The sequence below is a fragment of the Enterobacter sp. QK-SA4 genome (assembly GCF_056856775.1).
This window is the reverse complement of the sequence record NZ_JBXFXH010000007.1, coordinates 1646918-1663968: the sequence shown is the minus strand read 5'-3', so window position 1 is coordinate 1663968 and position 17051 is coordinate 1646918. Positions and strand designations below refer to the sequence as shown.

15 protein-coding genes are annotated in these 17051 nt (G+C 55.9%); all 15 read right to left on the bottom strand.

The annotated features are described in order from the left end of the window. Nucleotides 1–8 precede the first annotated feature (8 nt). The 15 genes from wzxC to wzc all read right to left on the bottom strand — a co-directional run bounded on the left by wzxC (nt 9) and on the right by wzc (nt 17051). A complete protein-coding gene (gene wzxC / locus AC1VYI_RS09450) occupies nt 9–1487 on the bottom strand; it encodes a colanic acid undecaprenyl disphosphate flippase WzxC (RefSeq protein ID WP_024908096.1) in 1479 nt (492 codons plus the stop codon). 1 nt (nt 1488) lies between these two features. Continuing rightward, complete coding sequence (gene wcaJ, locus AC1VYI_RS09445) at nt 1489–2883, bottom strand: undecaprenyl-phosphate glucose phosphotransferase (RefSeq protein ID WP_482879944.1); 1395 nt, start codon at nt 2881–2883, stop codon at nt 1489–1491. Between the two features lie 46 nt (nt 2884–2929). Continuing rightward, nucleotides 2930–4300: a colanic acid biosynthesis phosphomannomutase CpsG gene (cpsG, locus tag AC1VYI_RS09440; protein WP_148769850.1), complete on the bottom strand. Its 1371-nt coding sequence runs from the start codon at nt 4298–4300 to the stop codon at nt 2930–2932. Between the two features lie 111 nt (nt 4301–4411). Continuing rightward, nucleotides 4412–5848, bottom strand: a complete 1437-nt coding sequence (cpsB, locus tag AC1VYI_RS09435) for a mannose-1-phosphate guanyltransferase (protein WP_482879935.1) — start codon at nt 5846–5848, stop codon at nt 4412–4414. Between the two features lie 3 nt (nt 5849–5851). Then, nucleotides 5852–7075, bottom strand: coding sequence for a colanic acid biosynthesis fucosyltransferase WcaI (wcaI, locus tag AC1VYI_RS09430; protein ID WP_482879929.1), 1224 nt, complete (start codon nt 7073–7075; stop codon nt 5852–5854). Continuing rightward, nucleotides 7072–7551: a GDP-mannose mannosyl hydrolase gene (locus tag AC1VYI_RS09425; protein WP_473721566.1), complete on the bottom strand. Its 480-nt coding sequence runs from the start codon at nt 7549–7551 to the stop codon at nt 7072–7074. The genes wcaI and AC1VYI_RS09425 overlap by 4 nt, the downstream gene beginning before the upstream one ends. 2 nt (nt 7552–7553) lie before the next feature. After that, nucleotides 7554–8519: a GDP-L-fucose synthase gene (gene fcl, locus AC1VYI_RS09420; RefSeq protein ID WP_024908102.1), complete on the bottom strand. Its 966-nt coding sequence runs from the start codon at nt 8517–8519 to the stop codon at nt 7554–7556. A 2-nt stretch (nt 8520–8521) separates the two neighbouring features. Then, nucleotides 8522–9643, bottom strand: coding sequence for a GDP-mannose 4,6-dehydratase (gene gmd, locus AC1VYI_RS09415; protein WP_014884502.1), 1122 nt, complete (start codon nt 9641–9643; stop codon nt 8522–8524). Between the two features lie 24 nt (nt 9644–9667). Then, entirely contained in the window at nt 9668–10216 is a 549-nt protein-coding gene (gene wcaF, locus AC1VYI_RS09410) for a colanic acid biosynthesis acetyltransferase WcaF (protein ID WP_048224018.1), read from the bottom strand. Nucleotides 10217–10231: 15 nt separating this feature from the next. Beyond that, nucleotides 10232–10978: a colanic acid biosynthesis glycosyltransferase WcaE gene (gene wcaE / locus AC1VYI_RS09405; RefSeq protein ID WP_290093374.1), complete on the bottom strand. Its 747-nt coding sequence runs from the start codon at nt 10976–10978 to the stop codon at nt 10232–10234. 16 nt (nt 10979–10994) lie between these two features. After that, nucleotides 10995–12215, bottom strand: coding sequence for a colanic acid polymerase WcaD (gene wcaD / locus AC1VYI_RS09400; protein WP_045908624.1), 1221 nt, complete (start codon nt 12213–12215; stop codon nt 10995–10997). After that, nucleotides 12190–13407: a colanic acid biosynthesis glycosyltransferase WcaC gene (wcaC, locus tag AC1VYI_RS09395; protein WP_482879901.1), complete on the bottom strand. Its 1218-nt coding sequence runs from the start codon at nt 13405–13407 to the stop codon at nt 12190–12192. The genes wcaD and wcaC overlap by 26 nt, the downstream gene beginning before the upstream one ends. Continuing rightward, complete coding sequence (gene wcaB, locus AC1VYI_RS09390) at nt 13404–13895, bottom strand: colanic acid biosynthesis acetyltransferase WcaB (protein WP_023312402.1); 492 nt, start codon at nt 13893–13895, stop codon at nt 13404–13406. Before wcaB ends, wcaC begins: the two co-directional genes overlap by 4 nt. Continuing rightward, entirely contained in the window at nt 13895–14737 is an 843-nt protein-coding gene (wcaA, locus tag AC1VYI_RS09385; protein ID WP_023312403.1) for a colanic acid biosynthesis glycosyltransferase WcaA, read from the bottom strand. Before wcaA ends, wcaB begins: the two co-directional genes overlap by 1 nt. Nucleotides 14738–14888: 151 nt before the next feature. Continuing rightward, nucleotides 14889–17051 (bottom strand): tyrosine-protein kinase Wzc, encoded by a 2163-nt coding sequence (gene wzc / locus AC1VYI_RS09380; RefSeq protein ID WP_482879889.1) that lies wholly within the window; start codon nt 17049–17051, stop codon nt 14889–14891.

Below are 17051 nucleotides of genomic sequence, written 5' to 3'. Positions count from 1 at the left end.
TTAAATAACTAGCCTGCGCGAAGCAGCGTTTTCATTTTTTCGTTACGGCAAAATTGGCGCTTCATCTCAACGACCAGCGCATTGCGAGAAAGTACGATCATCACGACGAAGGCCAGCGCCCCCGCGGCAACCTGCACCGCCAACAGCGCGGCCAGCGGCAGATGGCCGCTGAGGATAATGCCCAGGCCGTAGCTCACCGCCAGGGTTGGCAATGAGAGATAGAACGGCAGCCACAGGCTCAGGATGTACTGACGGTAGCTGGAACCCAGCACCGGCTTGATCATGATGAAGTAACTCAGAACGGTATTGACGATCTGCACCAGCAGGAAGCCCAGCGTCACGCCGATGGCGCCCGCCATATGCCCGCCGACGATAATCGCCGGAATAAACAGGAAGGTTTTGAACACGTTGAACTTAAAGCTGATGTCCACGCGCGCTTTTGCCATCAGCAGGGACCCAATCGGATTCCCCACGGAGCGCAGCAGCCCTACTACGCACAGCAGCTGCAGGATCGGAATGATGCCGTTCCACTTTTCACCAAACACCAGCGGCACGAAGTTGCTGGAAACCACCATCAGCCCCAGCAGCACCGGGAAGTTAATAATCCCCACCACGGAAAGCAGCTTGTAGAAGTTGACGCGCAGCTTCTCGGTGTCGTCCTGGATCTTGGCAAACGCCGGGAACAGGACGCGGGTGATAATCGGGTTCAGCTTCATCGGCGGCACCACCGCGACGTTGTAAGCCAGGTTGTAGCCCCCCGCCACGCTTGCGCCAAGAATACGCGCCAGCACCAGCGTCGAGAGGTTGGTGTTCACGTAGTTGATAATGCTGTCCGCCGTCAGCCATGCGCCAAAGCGCAAGTTGGACGAGACGGACGCCAGCGAGAAATGCAGTCCCGGACGGTAAATTTTACGTCCAAAGTAGCCGAACAGCAGCGTACGCACGGCCGAGTTCACCAGATAACCAAGGATAGCGGTCATCGCCAGCGGCCAGAAATGGGCACTCACCACGGTGAAGGTAAAGCCCGCCAGAACGGCGCTGGTCTCAATCATGCCGATCTTGTTGAACTCCAGCTCTTTCTGCATCAGCGCGCGGAACTGCTGTCCGTGCGGGATCACCACGAAAGCAAAAGACAGCGTGCGCATCAGCGGAGCGAGATCCGGGTTGTGCAGCACGCTGGCGATGGTATCGCTCAGTAGAAACACCAGCACAAACACGAAAATCCCCAGCCCCACGTTCAGCCAGTAGAGCGTGGTCAGCTCCAGATGGCTAATCTCTTTGCGCTGGATAATCGAGTTGGCGATACCAAAATCAGACAGCGTATCGGCCAGCGCGATAATCACCAGCGAGACGGTCAGCAGGCCGAACTGGTGATTATCAATAATGCGCGCCAGCACGGTCATCTGCACCAGACCGAGGCCAATGATGACGATGGTCGCCATCGCTGACCACTTCGCCCCGCTGATGGTTTTTTCACGTAAGCTCATCTTAGTACGCCGCTTTGTTCACGAAACCTTTGAAGATGGTCAGAAAAACGATCTTGATATCGAACCAGATACTCCATTCGCGGATGTACTCCAGATCGAATTCGATACGTTTTTCCATTTTTTCCAGCGTGTCGGTTTCGCCGCGCCAGCCGTTGATCTGCGCCCAACCGGTGATGCCCGGCTTCACCTTATGGCGCAGCATGTAGCCCTCAATCAGCGAGCGATACTGCTCGTTGTGCGCCACCGCGTGCGGACGCGGGCCAACAATCGACATGCCGCCGGTAAAGACGTTGATAAACTGCGGCAGTTCATCCAGCGAGGTGCGGCGCAGGAAGTTCCCCACGCGGGTCACGCGCGGATCGTTCTGCGTTGCCTGGGTCACCACCTTGTCGTTTTCCATCACCTTCATGGAGCGGAATTTCCACACCATAATCGGCTTGCCGTCCATACCGTAGCGGGTCTGGCGGAAGATAACCGGGCCGGGAGAGCTCAGCTTCACCGCCAGGGCAATGCAGCACAAAACAGGCGAAATCAGCAGCAGGATCAGTGAAGAGAGCACGATATCTTCCACGCGCTTCAGCACGCGGTTAATACCCGACAGCGGCGTGTCGTATAGCGGTACCACCGGCACGCCGTTCACCTCTTCAATACGGGAGTGAAGGATGTTGAAGGTAAACACGTCCGGGATCAGGATCACGGAGCAGGTGGTGTCCGCCAGCTCGCGCATCAGTTGCTTAATGCGGGATTCGTCTCTCATCTGCATGGCAATGTAGACGTTGTGAATTTTGCCGGCTTTCGCGTCTTCAATAAGCTGGTCGTAATTACCCGCCCAGTCCGCAGGCACTCCGCCCGGCTTCGCGTCGTGATAGATCCCCACCACTTCCAACCCTAACCACGGCTCTTTGCGGAAGCTGTCGAGCAGCACCTTCCCGACCGGCAGATCGCCCGCCACGGCAACGAAGCGACGGTTATAACCCCGGTTACGCAGCCAGCCCGCACCAAAGCGGATCAGGGAACGGCACACCACCATGCCGACGCTGGTTAACAGATACCAGCAGAGATAGGTGACGAGGCGATTGTCAAAATCATGGCTGAATGCCACCAGGCCTGCGCTGAAGATCAGGCTCAAGGTCCAGTTCTGCAGCAGCAGCATCAGTTCGGTGGTCATTTTGACGCCGCGCCACGAGCGGTAGAAATCGGTCATTCCGCCGATCATTTGAAACACGACCAGCGCAATCAGGGCCATCAGCAGATGCATATATAAGAACGGCAGCTCGCTGATCCGACACACCGCCCACAATCCACCGACCATGATGGTGATATCAGAAAAACGCTGCACCATAGAGATTAACGATGCATTCGTTCTCGCTCGTTCGCGTTTTTTTAGATTCGTCATCGTTGTTCCTGTATTCGGTTCCCCCTCCCACCGGGAGGGGCAATTATTACTGATTCAACAGCGCCAGAATGTCCTTCGTTCGGGCTTCCATCAGCGCCGTATCAGCACGGGACTCCACGTTCAGGCGCACCACCGGCTCGGTGTTGGACGAGCGCAGGTTAAAGCGCCACTGCGGGAACGCCATGCTGATGCCGTCCGTACGGTCAATTTCCAGCGCGTGAAGCGCAAAGTGCTGCTCCACGCGGGCAATGGCCTCGGCCGGCTGCGCCAGCTTGCTGTTGATCTCCCCGCTCGCCGGGAACGCCGCCATGCGGTCGCGCACCAGCTCGCCCAGCGTCTGCCCCTTCAGGCACAGCAGCTCGGTGACCAGCAGCCACGGGATCATCCCGCTGTCGCAGTAGGCAAAATCACGGAAGTAGTGGTGGGCGCTCATCTCGCCGCCGTAGATGGCGTCTTCTTCGCGCATGCGCTCTTTGATGAAGGCGTGGCCGGTTTTGGACATCACCGGCGTGCCGCCTGCCGCGGACACCACGTCGACGGTATTCCATGACAGGCGCGGGTCATGAATGATTTTCGCGCCCGGGTTTTTCTCGAGGAACGCTTCCGCCAGCAGGCCGACAATGTAGTAGCCCTCGATGAACTGCCCTTTCTCGTCGAACAGGAAGCAGCGGTCGAAGTCACCGTCAAAGGCGATACCCATGTCCGCACCGTGCTCAATCACCGCGTTACGGGTGTCGTCGCGGCACTCCGGCAGCAGCGGGTTAGGAATACCGTTCGGGAAGTTGCCGTCCGGGGTGTTATGCACTTTGACGAAGGTCACCGGCACGTTCAGTGCCTTAAAGCGCGCTTCCAGCGCATCCACCACCGGGCCAGCTGCGCCGTTACCGGAGTTGATCACCAGCTTCAGCGGCTTGAGGTTCGCCACGTTGATGTAGCCCAGCAGGTGGTCGATGTACTCTTTTTGCAGGTTGATTTTTTTGTAGCTGCCGCGCTTCGCCTCGTTCACCGGCGGGAAGTCATTGGCTTCCGCCAGACGCTGCACGTCGCGCAGGCCGGTGTCGCCGCTGATAGGGCGTGCGCCCTTGCGCACCAGCTTCATGCCGTTGTAGTCCATCGGGTTGTGGCTGGCCGTTACTTCGATACCGCCGTCCACGCCCAGGTGGAAGGTGGCAAAGTAAATCTCTTCGGTGCCGGAAAGACCGATGTCCAGCACGTCCACGCCCGCGTCCTGCAGCCCTTTCGCCAGGGCCAGCTTCAGGGATTCGCTGGTCAGACGCACGTCGCCGCCCAGCACGATGGTCTGCGGTTTTAAGTATTCGCCGTACGCGCGGCCAATGCGCCACGCAATGTCTTCATTCAGCTCTTCGCCCAGCTTGCCGCGAATATCGTAGGCTTTAAAACAGGTTAATTTTTCCATGATGACCCCTTTTTCAGGCAACAGTCGGCCCTGACCACTAAATGGCCAAATTAATTTTTTTGTCATTCGTAGGCCCGGTAAGCGCAGCGCCACCGGGCATAATGCAGAGTGCTACACCCGCCCGTAGCGGTCCCGGAAGCGCACGATATCGTCCTCTTCCAGATACGAGCCGGAACGCACCTCAATTAAGTCGAGAGGAATTTTCCCCGGGTTCTCCAGACAGTGCGTCGCCCCCAGCGGAATATAAATGGACTCGTTTTCACCCAGCAGTTTGACTTCACCGTCGATAGTGACTTTGGCGGTACCCGCCACCACCACCCAGTGCTCGGCGCGGTGATGGTGCATCTGTACCGACAGCCCCTCGCCCGGCTTCACGGTGATGCGTTTCACCTGATAGCGGTCACCGGAGTCAATGGAGTCATATTTTCCCCACGGACGGTACACTTCGCGGTGAATATGGTGCTCGTGGCGACCATCCGCCTTGATCTTCTCCACCACTTTTTTAACGTCCTGCACGGCGTTACGGTCGGCAATCAGCACGGCGTCTTTAGTCTGGACAACCACCAGATCTTTCACCCCGACCGTGGTGACCAGGCCGGACTCGGCGTAGACGTAGCTGTTTTCCGTTTTGTGGCTAATGACATCGCCATGATGGACGTTACCCTCCGGGGTATGGGCGCTGATCTCCCACAGGGAGGACCAGGAGCCCACATCGCTCCAGCCCGCATCCATCGGCACCACAACGGCATCTGCCGTGCGCTCCATCACCGCGTAGTCAATGGACTCTTCCGGGCAGGCGAGGAACGCCTCTTCATCCACGCGAATGAAGTCGAGATCCGGGTCCACCACCGCCATCGCTTTCTCGCAGGCGTTCAGAATATCCGGGCGGTATTTGCGCAGTTCTTCCAGATAGCGTCCGGCGCGGAACAGGAACATCCCGCTGTTCCAGTAATACTCACCGCTGGCAACGTAGGCCTGCGCAGTTTCAAGATTCGGTTTTTCGACAAACTGCGCCACGTCAAACGCCACGCTGTCGCCTTCACCCGGCGCCACGCTGCCGCGACGGATGTAGCCGTAGCCGGTTTCCGGCAGATCCGGCACTATGCCGAAGGTCACCAGCTTGCCGCTTTCGGCGTAAGGAATAGCCGCACGCACCGCGTCGCGGAATGCGTCTTCCTGCTGGATAACGTGGTCTGCCGCCAGAACCAGCATCAGCGGGTCACAGTCCGGGCTGCTGCGTTTTGCCGCCAGCGCCGCCAGGGCGATCGCAGGCGCGGTGTTACGACCGGCAGGCTCCAGGATGATGTTTTCAGTAAGTTTGTTCAGCTGGCGCAGCTGCTCGGCAACAATAAAGCGGTGCTGTTCGTTACAAATCACCACCGGGCTTTCACACTCCACGCCGTGCAGACGGTTTACCGTCGTCTGCAGCATGGTGAGATCCCCTTTCAGACAGAGGAACTGTTTTGGATAGAGCACGCGGGACAGCGGCCACAACCGGCTACCAGAGCCACCAGCCATCACAACCGGATACAAAGTGGTTTGACTCATGATTTATCCCCGTATATCTGCAATAAATTGGCTCAGCACGTTCTCTTTCTCGAGCGTGCGTTCGGCATATTCACGTGCCACCGTGTTCATTTTTGGCATGGCAAGTGCCTGTTCAATGCCGGTTACCAGCGCCGGGACCGATTCCGGCTCCACGCACACGGCAATGCCCGGATAGCTGTCACACAGCTGGCCTAATTCTGTTTCGGCTTCTGCCGTAATCACCGCGTTGCCGCCCACTGCCAGAATGTTGGTCAGCTTGGACGGCAGCACCGCATCCGCGGCACCGCGTTTTTGCACCACCAGATGGCAGTCGCCCATCTTCAGCAGCGCAGGCAGTGCCTCGTAAGACTGAAGCGGGAAAAATTTCACGTTGGTCAGGCCGCGTTCGCCGACCATTTTTTCCAGCCGCGCTTTTCCACCACCCTGCCCGACAATCACAAACGTCCACGGATGTTGGTTCAGCAGTTGGGCTGCTTCAATCACGCTCTCCAGCCCCTGCTTTTCGCCGATGTTGCCTGAGTAAAGAATGATTTTTTGATCTTCAGGCAAACCAAGCTGCGCGCGCAGCGCCTGAGCGTCTTGCTCAGTCACGTCGCGAAAACGCGCCACTTCGGACCAGTTCGGGAAGAAGATCACCTTCTCCGCCGGGACGCCCTTCTCCTGCGCCTTGTTCATCATCGAGCGCGAAATCGTTGAGACGTAATCCACGTTGTGTAAACCACTGCGCTCAAACGCGCTGGCGAGCTTAGCCACCTTGCCGCCTTTGCCTTTGCCTGCCATCCCCAGGCCCAGCATGGCGTCAACTTCATAATCCTGAATGTGCAGCAGGGTGCGCGCGCCGGAGAGTTTGCCCAGCAGGCGCATGCCCGGCGTGCAAAACAGCGTTGGCACCACGCCGATGATGCGATCCGGCTTCCAGCGACGCTGTGCCATCAGCGGGAAGAAACTGCTCAGGGCAAAGCTGCCGAGATGAATCAACCGTTTCAGCGTCGAGGGCTGCTTAGGCACATACAGCGGGCAGCGCCAGACGGTCGCTGCACCCTCTTCGCGACGGTAGCGCCAACTTGAGTAGCGCTCCCCGACTTTCCATTCCGGGTAGTACGGCGGCGCGGTAATGACCCGCACGTCATGTCCCTGGCTCGCCATCCACTCGACCATCTCGCCCGTGTACTTCCCGATGCCGGTTAGCTCCGGCGAGTAGTTGATTCCGTACACTAAAATTTTCATAAGCCCGGCACTCCGGACTGACGATCGGCCAGGAAATAGGCACGGCTGTTGTCGTGCACATTGTCGCTGGCCAGCAGCGCCTCTGGCGTCTGCCAGCGGTAGTCGTCATGCTGAGAATCAGGCAGACGCAGGTCTGCCTCACTCACCTTCAGGCGGAATCCCAGCACGATGTAGTGCGTGGTGAACCCGGTGCCTGAAAAGTTATCGTCATAGAAGTGCTGCCAGACCCCGTAAAACTGGCCCGCCGCCATCGGCAGCTGCAGGCCCAGTTCCGCCAGAGTGAGACGCTTAAACGCATCGCTCAACGTCTCATCCTTCTGCACGCGCCCGCCGGGCACGAACCAGAAGCCCTGTGCAGGACGGTTGGTTCGTTTCCCCAGCAAGAACTCGCCGCGTTCGTTCTCCACAATCAAATCAATTGAGATGAGCGGAGTGGAACGCACTACCGTGGCAAAATCTTCCTGACTTAAAAACATCGTTACCCCCGGAAGCGGTGCTGGTTTTCCAGGAACCACTGGTAGGTACTGGCCAGTCCCTGCTCCAGTGACACCTCGTGATACCAGCCCAGCTGATGCAGACGGGTCACGTCCAGCAGCTTGCGCGGCGTACCGTCCGGTTTTGTGGCGTCAAACACCACGCGACCTTTGTAACCCACTACCTGCGCGATGGTTTGCGCCAGCTCGCGAATGGTGCAGTCCACACCGGTACCGACGTTGATATGCGACAGCATCGGCTCGGTATTCTCCTGCCACACCTCGCGATCCAGCTCCATCACGTGAATGCTGGCGGCAGCCATGTCGTCCACGTGCAGGAATTCACGCATCGGCGTACCGCTGCCCCACACCACCACGTCCGGTGCGTTCTCGGCGGTCGCCTCGTGGAAGCGGCGCAGCAGCGCCGGGATCACGTGCGAGTTGCTCGGGTGGAAATTGTCGTGCGGTCCGTACAGGTTGGTCGGCATCACCGAACGATAGTCGCGGTTGTACTGACGGTTGTAGGACTCGCACAGCTTGATCCCGGCAATCTTGGCAATCGCGTACGGCTCGTTGGTTGCTTCAAGCGTGCCCTGCAGCAGCTCGCTTTCGGCGATCGGCTGCTTCGCCATTTTCGGGTAGATACAGGACGAGCCGAGGAACAGCAGCTTGTTCACGTTGTGCAAATGCGCCGCGTGAATGATGTTGCTCTCGATCATCATGTTCTCGTAGATGAAATCCGCCGGGTAAGTGTTGTTGGCAACAATGCCGCCCACTTTCGCCGCCGCCAGATACACCTGGTCAATGCGTTCGTTAGCAAAGAAGTCCTGTACCGCACGGCTGTCGAGCAGGTTCAGCTCGTCGCGGGTGCGGACAATCACTTCTACGTCACCGCGCTGCTCGAGCTGGCGCACAATCGCGGAACCCACCATTCCGCGATGACCGGCGACAAAAATACGTTGTTTTGTCATTCTCAGGACTCCAGCGCGATGGCAACCTCGTAGCCATGAGACTTGAGCAGGGAGTGTTTTTTCGCTGCTTCAAGATCTTTGGCAACCATCTCGGAAACCATCTCCTGCAGAGTGATTTCTGGTTTCCAGCCCAGCTTCTCGTGCGCTTTGGTTGGGTCACCCAGCAGGGTTTCTACTTCAGCAGGACGGAAGTAGCGCGGGTCAACCTGCACAATCACGTCGCCTGGCTTCACGCCCGGTGCATCGTGGCCGGTCACGGACACAACGATACCTTTCTCTTCCACGCCGGTACCTTCAAAGCGCAGTTTGATGCCCAGCTGTGCCGCGGCCATTTCAACGAACTGACGTACGGAGTATTGCACGCCGGTCGCAATTACGAAGTCTTCTGGCTGTTCCTGCTGCAGCATCATCCACTGCATTTTCACGTAGTCTTTGGCATGGCCCCAGTCACGCAGGGAATCCATGTTGCCGAGGTGCAGGCAAGACTCCAGACCCTGCGCGATGTTGGCGATAGCGCGGGTGATTTTGCGGGTCACGAAGGTTTCGCCACGACGTGGAGATTCGTGGTTGAACAGGATGCCGTTACAGGCGTACATACCGTAGGATTCACGGTAGTTCACGGTGATCCAGTAGGCGTACAGTTTTGCTACCGCATACGGAGAGCGTGGGTAGAACGGTGTGGTCTCTTTCTGTGGGATTTCCTGCACCAGACCGTACAGCTCAGAGGTGGATGCCTGGTAGAAGCGAGTTTTCTTCTCAAGGCCGAGGAAGCGGATCGCTTCCAGCAGACGCAGCGTACCCATGGCATCAACGTCAGCGGTGTATTCCGGAGACTCGAAGGAGACCGCTACGTGGCTCATCGCGCCCAGGTTGTACACTTCATCCGGCTGCACTTCCTGCAGGATACGGGTCAGGTTGGAGGTATCGGTCAGGTCGCCGTAGTGCAGGTGGAATTTCGGGTTCGCCGCGTGAGGATCCTGATAGATATGATCCACACGTTCGGTGTTGAAAGAAGACGCACGACGTTTAATACCGTGCACTTCATAACCTTTTTCCAGCAGAAACTCTGCCAGGTAAGAACCATCCTGCCCGGTAACGCCGGTGATGAGAGCGACTTTAGACATGTTTATATTCCTCTACTTATGAATTTAATCAGTTTCAACGCGTTCGCGTATCACCACTGCGGGGTTGCCACGGCAAACTTTATTTGCCGGTAGCGATTTAAAAACGCTGCTGCGGGCACCGACTACCGTGCCATCGCCAACAGAAACACCCGGTGCAACAAAAACATCCGTTGCCAGCCAGCATTTTTCGCCAATCACAATAGGCGAAGCGGTAATATCAAAATGCTGACTCATAAAATCGTGGCTGCCGGTGCACAAATAACATTTCTGTGAAACCACCGAATTTGCGCCAATCGTAATCTCGCCCAGGGTATATAACACCGCGTCATCCCCTACCCAGGCGTAATCCCCAAGCGTTAATTTCCACGGATAGGTAATTTTTACCGAAGGTCGGATGACTACGTTTTTTCCTATTTTTGCGCCAAACAGGCGCAATAAAAATGCTCGCCAGCGGTACAGTATTTGCGGTGACCAGGCAAATAAGGTGGCCTGAACGGCCCACCACAGCTGCACTTTAATACCGCCCGCGCCCCGAAAACCTTTCGGTACGGAGAAACCTTTCAGATCCTGCATTACTTTTCCTTATATTCAGGCTTTGTTATATAAGGCTTTCGTTTTACCCGTGGTGCGCACGCGTAATAAATAAGACAATTCCGCCCAGAATGCCGGCACGCGTAATATTTTACGCTGTACTTTTTTGGCATCCTGGCACAATTCCAGATTATTAGACGTTGACACGCCGCCCATTGAGAATTCAGATACCAGCCCTTTAATTCGACGGAACGGGTAACCTGATTTATACAGGCTGGCAGCCAGTGCATAATCCGAAGACACTTTATACTGCAAATCGTAAGGCTGTTTTTTCAGACCTTTTACCGGGAAGAAAATGGCCTGATGGCTGGCCGGTAAACTGTGATAGATATACCAGCCAGGCTTCGCGCTGCGGCACACTTTATGTCCGTCGCCAAAATCGAGCAGCGCATCGCCAATATACATGGCATCCTCTTTCTGACGCGCCAGTTGACGGGCAAACAGCGCCACGTCATCATGGAAAATGTCACCCGAATTCAGGAAGATGGCATAACGGCCTTGTGCCATGTTGATGCCTTTATTCATTGCATCGTAGATGCCTTTATCTTTCTCGCTGATGTAGCGTAAGTTGAACTCACCGTTGAGTTTTTCCAGAAACTCCGCCGTGCCATCGTTCGAGCCGCCGTCGACCACAATCCACTCAAAGGTGAGGCTTGGATCGCGCGCCAGGTTGCGCAGCGAGCGCCAGGTTTTTACCACCCCTTCGTAATTACGAAAAGCGACAGTAATGACGCTAAGAAACATAAATCACCTCATTTCGTCATACGTTCGTAATATTAAGCGCCTTGCGCAGAATAAACGGACAGACAATCAAGAAAGCATATTCCGGGCTAAATATTGACCCGGTAAAAAACAGCGACACCGGAGTAAAAAGATAAAGCTGAACGCGAAAGTTCTGGTTATCACCAAACGCGTTAATCATCATTTTGAAAACTTTAAACAGATACCACAGGGTCAACAGTACGGCGAACCACGAAAAATAAATAATTAACAGATACAGACCATTGTCTATGGTTTTACCGACATCCGCACCGTTAAAGATTCCGAATGATGCAACATATTCGTAAAGTGAGCCGAATCTTACTACCCCATCAATATGGGTTAAGGAATAACCCACCATCACCAGTGGCCCAATGATGCGATAATAGGACGAAGACCCTTCCGTTCCCAAATCACCCAAACGTTCTGAGATGTACGGGAAGGCAAATATCACGCCTACCATAAATACCGTCAGAGAGATAATCGCCAGCGGCAGTTTTTTCTTAATCGCATCTTTGTTCAGGTACTGGAACGCCCACTCCAGCAGGTAAAACAGGATAAATGTCATTACCCCTGAGAACGATCCAGACAGAACAATTCCTGCAAGAATCATAGCATCGGTCTTAGGCGTTTTGATACCAAACTGTTTGATGCTGAGCCAAATTGAGATTAACGCCAGAGCGAAAAACGCCGGTTCAAAATAGAGGGCTGTAGTACGCTTCCCGCCAAACTTGATGAAGTTCAATACATAGCTGTTACTGTAAATGAGATATTTCGAAATTATCTCCATCAGGCTGCTGCCACCGGTCAGAATAATTTGCGCCATCTCCATGGCAGCAAGCATAACAATTAACGCAACGGCAATATAAAAGAACCTGAGGATTTTCCGATAATTGTGCGGAGAAATCGTTTTAAAGCGAATACTCCAGACCATGCCGATAATAATGACAATATAAACAAACAGCATGGTCGAGGTGACGTATTTACTGGCATCCAGCGACTGGCCGAAGATATAGTTAAAAAGCGTCAGGCCCGTACCCAACCCTAACGCAATCATCAGCTTCTTCAGGTTGATTTTATCGACATACAGCAGAAGCAGAACGGGCAAGAAGGTGACGATGGTTATCGGGAAGCTTTCGCCGAGCTGGGCAATCTTAACGTTGACCAGCAGGTAAATCAGCGGCAGCAGCAGATAACTACAGATTCTGATAGAACGAGACATACTCCTCCAGCATCTGTTGTCCACTGTAGGCCTTGCGGCTGCGGTTGCGGAACGATTCCAGGTCGGTGCCAAAAACGGCCTGAGCGATCTGCGCCTTCGGCAATTGCACCAGCGGCAGAACCTCCTGCTCCGCAAAAGTTTTCCCGCCGGATTTTTCCAGCACTTCACGTGCCGCATCGCTGTGGGTGGCAATCACCGGCACGCCGATTGAGAGCGCTTCGCAGAGGATCAGCGGGTAGTTATCCACGCGGGAGCTGAACACCAGCGCGTCCATTTCATTCAGCGCGCTCATCAGCTTGCGCTTGTCGGTTTCAAACCCGTGGTTCACCACGTTGGCCCCTTCGAACGGTGAAAACTTGCCGAAGGTATGAAGCTCTATCTTGTCCCCCAGCGCCATCATGTCGCGCACCAGCTGCTGGTTGGTTTTACCGTCGTAGCGCAGGTCATGCGCAACGATAGCGATTTTCGGTTTGCCTGCGGTTTCCGCCACCGGGGTCAGCTCCGCAAGAATGGCTTCCGTCGCCACGTCGATGCCGTTGTTGATAATCTGACAGCGCCCTGCCCCGTACAGGCTGTTGAAGGCATCGGCCACGTGCTGGCTTGGAGAGATAAACGTACAGCCGAGCGAGAGCATGTCGCGGAACAGCTGACGCTTTCCGGCCACCAGCTGATGCGCGCGATCCACCTTCACCGGCGGATAGTTGCTTAACGTCGGGCACTTCTGGCAGTTATCTTTCCAGCCTTCGCAACCGTCGGTAAACGCGCAGCGCCCGGTTACGCTCCAGTGATCGTGCAGCGTCCAGACGAAACGGGTGTCAGGCTTGTGGGCCTGCACCTTCTGACAAAACGCCACCACCTCTTCCAGATTCAGCCAGTAGCTGTGCAGCACGTGAAAATGCAGCACAACCGGGCCCGTGATGCGGGTCACCGTGCGGTAAAGCGTGTTCAGGTTGCCAAACAGATCGCGGTTAAACAGGCGGAACAGCGCGATGTTGGCAATCGAGGTCAGACGCGGCGTGTGCTTGTGCACCTGCGGGAAGTTATCGTGGCTGACGCTTTTCTTGCCGCCTTTGCCGTAGCCATAAATAAAACGCGACTGAAGTCCTTTTTGCAGCGCGCGCTGGTGCAGATCCAGGGCTACGCCTGCCGCTCCGCCTTCTGCGAGGCGTACGTTAAATTGCAGAATGTTCATTTAATCACCTTCACGCGGGCTTTTTCTCCCACCACCAGCGCGTTATCCGGAATGCTGTCCAGCACCACGCTGCCAGCACCAATCGTGACGTTATTACCAATCGTGATGTCACCGATGATCACCACGTTAGCCCCCAGCTCGACGTTATTGCCGATGACCGGGCAGGCCAGGCTGTCAGGCCCACGGTTGCCAATGGTGACCGCATGACGAATGGTGAAATCATCCCCGGCGACCACGAACTTGTTGATCACCACCGCATAGCCGTGGTGGATGGTAAAGCGGCGGCCTATGGTGGCAGCGGCCTGGATTTCATAGCCAAAAAAGCATTCGGTGATGATGCGGTACAGCACCAACACGGGTGCCGCCCAGATATTGTTCAGTACGTTTTTCTTACGCCACACCGAGCAAAAGTGCGCGATGCGGTACGCCAGAACCATGCAGCACGGACGCAGGCTCCAGCTGTTAGCGCGGCAATCTTCCAGAAACATTATTTCCCCCGAAGCCCGTCAGCCAGGCGCTTGCCGTTACGCACGGAAAGCAGCGTCAGCAGCGTGCGCCAGTTCATGCGCTTATTGCGGATCTGATAGAGGGTAAAGAGCTGATATTTACGGCTGGCACGGTCAAACTTGTCCTTGTGCTTGCGGTAAAAATGGAAGTAGCCGGAGAACTTTTTCGGCGAGGAGGTGATTTGCATCTCCCCGTGGTTGATGTGCAGGATCTGCGTGGCCTCTTCCACTTTCCACGGTTCACCGTATTCCACCACCATGCGCAGGAAGATATCGTAATCCTGCGCGGCCTTGAGTTCGGTATCGAACAGGCACTCTTTGAAACGCCACGCCCAGGTGAAGACCTGGTTACCAATAATGTTGCGCTTGTAGAAAAGGCGGCGAGAGTATGGTGATTTCGGATACAGCGGCAGACTGGCGGGCTGCGAGTAAACTTCGCCCTGGCAGACATAGTCGTTGGCATACAGGAAAGCGTGCGTAACCAGCTGTTCTTTATGCGACAGGAAGATAGACAGGCGGTTCGGCGTCCATTCGTCATCGTCGTCGATACCGGTCAGATACTGCCCTTTGGCCTGCATAATCGCCTGATTACGCACCGCGCATGCGCCGGAGTTAATGGCGTTATGCGTATAGACCACCCGCGGGTCGTTGAGGTCAGTCACAAACTTTTGCAGCTGTTCATACGAGGAAGAGCAGTCATCAACGATGATCAGCTCCCAGTTATCGTAATCCTGACGTAACACCGACTTGATTGCGCGGATCGCCAGCTGCTGACGATTCCATGTCGGCATATAGATTGAAACTAAAGGGCGTTGTGTGGTCATTTTTTCCCCTCACCCCGGCCCTCTCCCCAAAGGGGAGAGGGTGAAAGGCAGCCAGTGGTTATCATTACGTTCGTCCCCCAAATCCAGCACCGAACAGTCCCCTCTCCCCTTTGGGGAGAGGGTTAGGGTGAGGGGTGTGGGGTGTGTTTTTTTATTTACTGTCAGACTTATATTCGTACTCGTAATACCCGTAATCCTGGTACCCGGTCGCGCGGCGGAAGATGGAGTTCAGGATCACCCCTTTCACCTCAATGCCGTTCTGCTCGAAGCGGCTCAGGCTGGTTTCCACCTCTTTCAGGGTGTTCACCGCGTAACGCGCTACCATCAGCGTGGTGCCCGCATGGCGGCCAACAACGGCCGCGTCGGTCACGGCCAGAATTGGCGGCGTATCGATCAGCACCAGGTCGTAGTTTTTGCTCGCCCACTCCACCAGCTCGGTGAAGCGTTCGCTCATCAGCAGCTCGGACGGGTTAGGCGGCACCTGACCGCGTGGGATCAGGTCAAATTTCGGCACCGTTGTTGGTTTCGCGCTCTGGCTAATGTCGCCTTTGCCGAGCAGGATTTCCGACAGGCCGTTAACGTTGTTGGTGCCCAGCAGTTCGTGGGTATAGCCCTTGCGCATATCACAGTCGATCAGCAGCACGCGCTTGTTGGTCTGGCTGACCACCGCCGCCAGGTTGGCGCAGACGAAGGTTTTACCGATTGACGGGCTAACGCCGGTTAACATCAGGACGTTATTTTTGGCCTGCATCATGGCGAAGTGCAGACTGGTACGCAGGCTACGGATCGCTTCGATAGCGAGGTCGGTCGGGTTACCCACCGCCAGCAGCTGGCTCTGTTTGTAACGCTTAACGCCCTTGATGGTTTTGACGCTGTCGCGGGATTTTTGCCACTCAGACAGCGGAATGCTGGCATAGACGTTGATACCGCTCTCTTCCAGAACCTGCGGGCTTTCGATGCTGCGGTTGAACAGCGAACGCAACAGTACGCCCACGATGGAGAGCATCAGGCCGAGAATAATGCTGCCGAGAATAATCAGCGCTTTCTTCGGCTTCAGTACGCCAGGCTGGGTAATGGCCGGGTCGACGATGCGCACGTCACCGACGGTACTGGCTTCGGTGATTTTCAGCTCCTGCTGCTTGTTCAGCAGCTGCATGTAAACCTGCTGTCCTGACTCCACGTCGCGGGTCAGACGCACGATCTCCTGCTGCGTTTTCGGCATCGCGGTCACACGGTCATTGAGCTTCGCCTTCTCCTCTTCCAGCGTGCGGCGTTTCTCCAGCAGCGTGCGGTAGGCCGGGTGACGTTTGGTGTAAAGCTTGGAGATCTCCGCCTCTTTGAAGGTCAGCTCGTTGAGCTGAGCGTCAATGTTGACCATCGAATCGAGGACCGATTTCGCCTCCAGCGGCAGGTCGACAGAGTCTTTATCCTGGCGGTAGGCGTTCAGCTTGTTCTCGGCATCATCCAGTCGGGCGCGCACTTCCGGGAGCTGTTTCGACAGGAACGCCAGGCTTTTCGCCGCTTCAGCCGACTTACGCTCAACGTTCTGCTCAAGGTAGTTGCGGGTAATGCTGTTCAGGATGTCGCGGATCTGATCCTTATCTTCCCCGGTAAAGGTCATGCTCAGCACGCCGGTGTCCTTACCGTTTTCGGTGACGGTCAGGTTGTTTTGCAGGTTGTTGATCATCCCCAGCGTGGAGAATTTGGTGACGGTAAACTCCCCGCCCTCCTCGGCGTTGATCGCACTGACCATCATGCTGACGCCGTCTTTGCTCAGCATCTGTCCGACTTCACCGCGCGCGCTAAAGCCCGCGTCGCTGGTCAACTGATACTGTTTCGGGCCAAGCACCGTCAGGGTAAAGGTCTGATCGGCTGCCCCTTTTGGCAGCACGAAGTCAGTGACTTTCACCGTGTCGTTGCTTCTGCCCATCAGCCGATCCCAGCCCGCACCAAAGATTGGGAAGGTATTTTTGGTGACGGGGATATCGAGCCCAAGGTCGTGAACCGTTTTACCCAGCACCAGACGTGACTGGATGAGCTGGATTTCAGCGTCAGAGGCCGGCGGCTTGTTCGCCAGCGCGGAGCCAATGTCCTGCACCAGCGAGTTACCGGTATTCTGCTCGATCTGCACCAGCGCATCGGCGCTGTAGATAGGGGTGGCGAACAGCGTATAGACGACGGCCGCCGCGGCAAACACGGCGGTAATGCCCAGCACCCACCACTTTGCCTCGATAACCGTGCCAACCAGGCGCCCAATATCAATTTCATCACTGCCCGAAGTCGGGGCGGCAGAAGGTTTTGTTTTTTCTGTCAT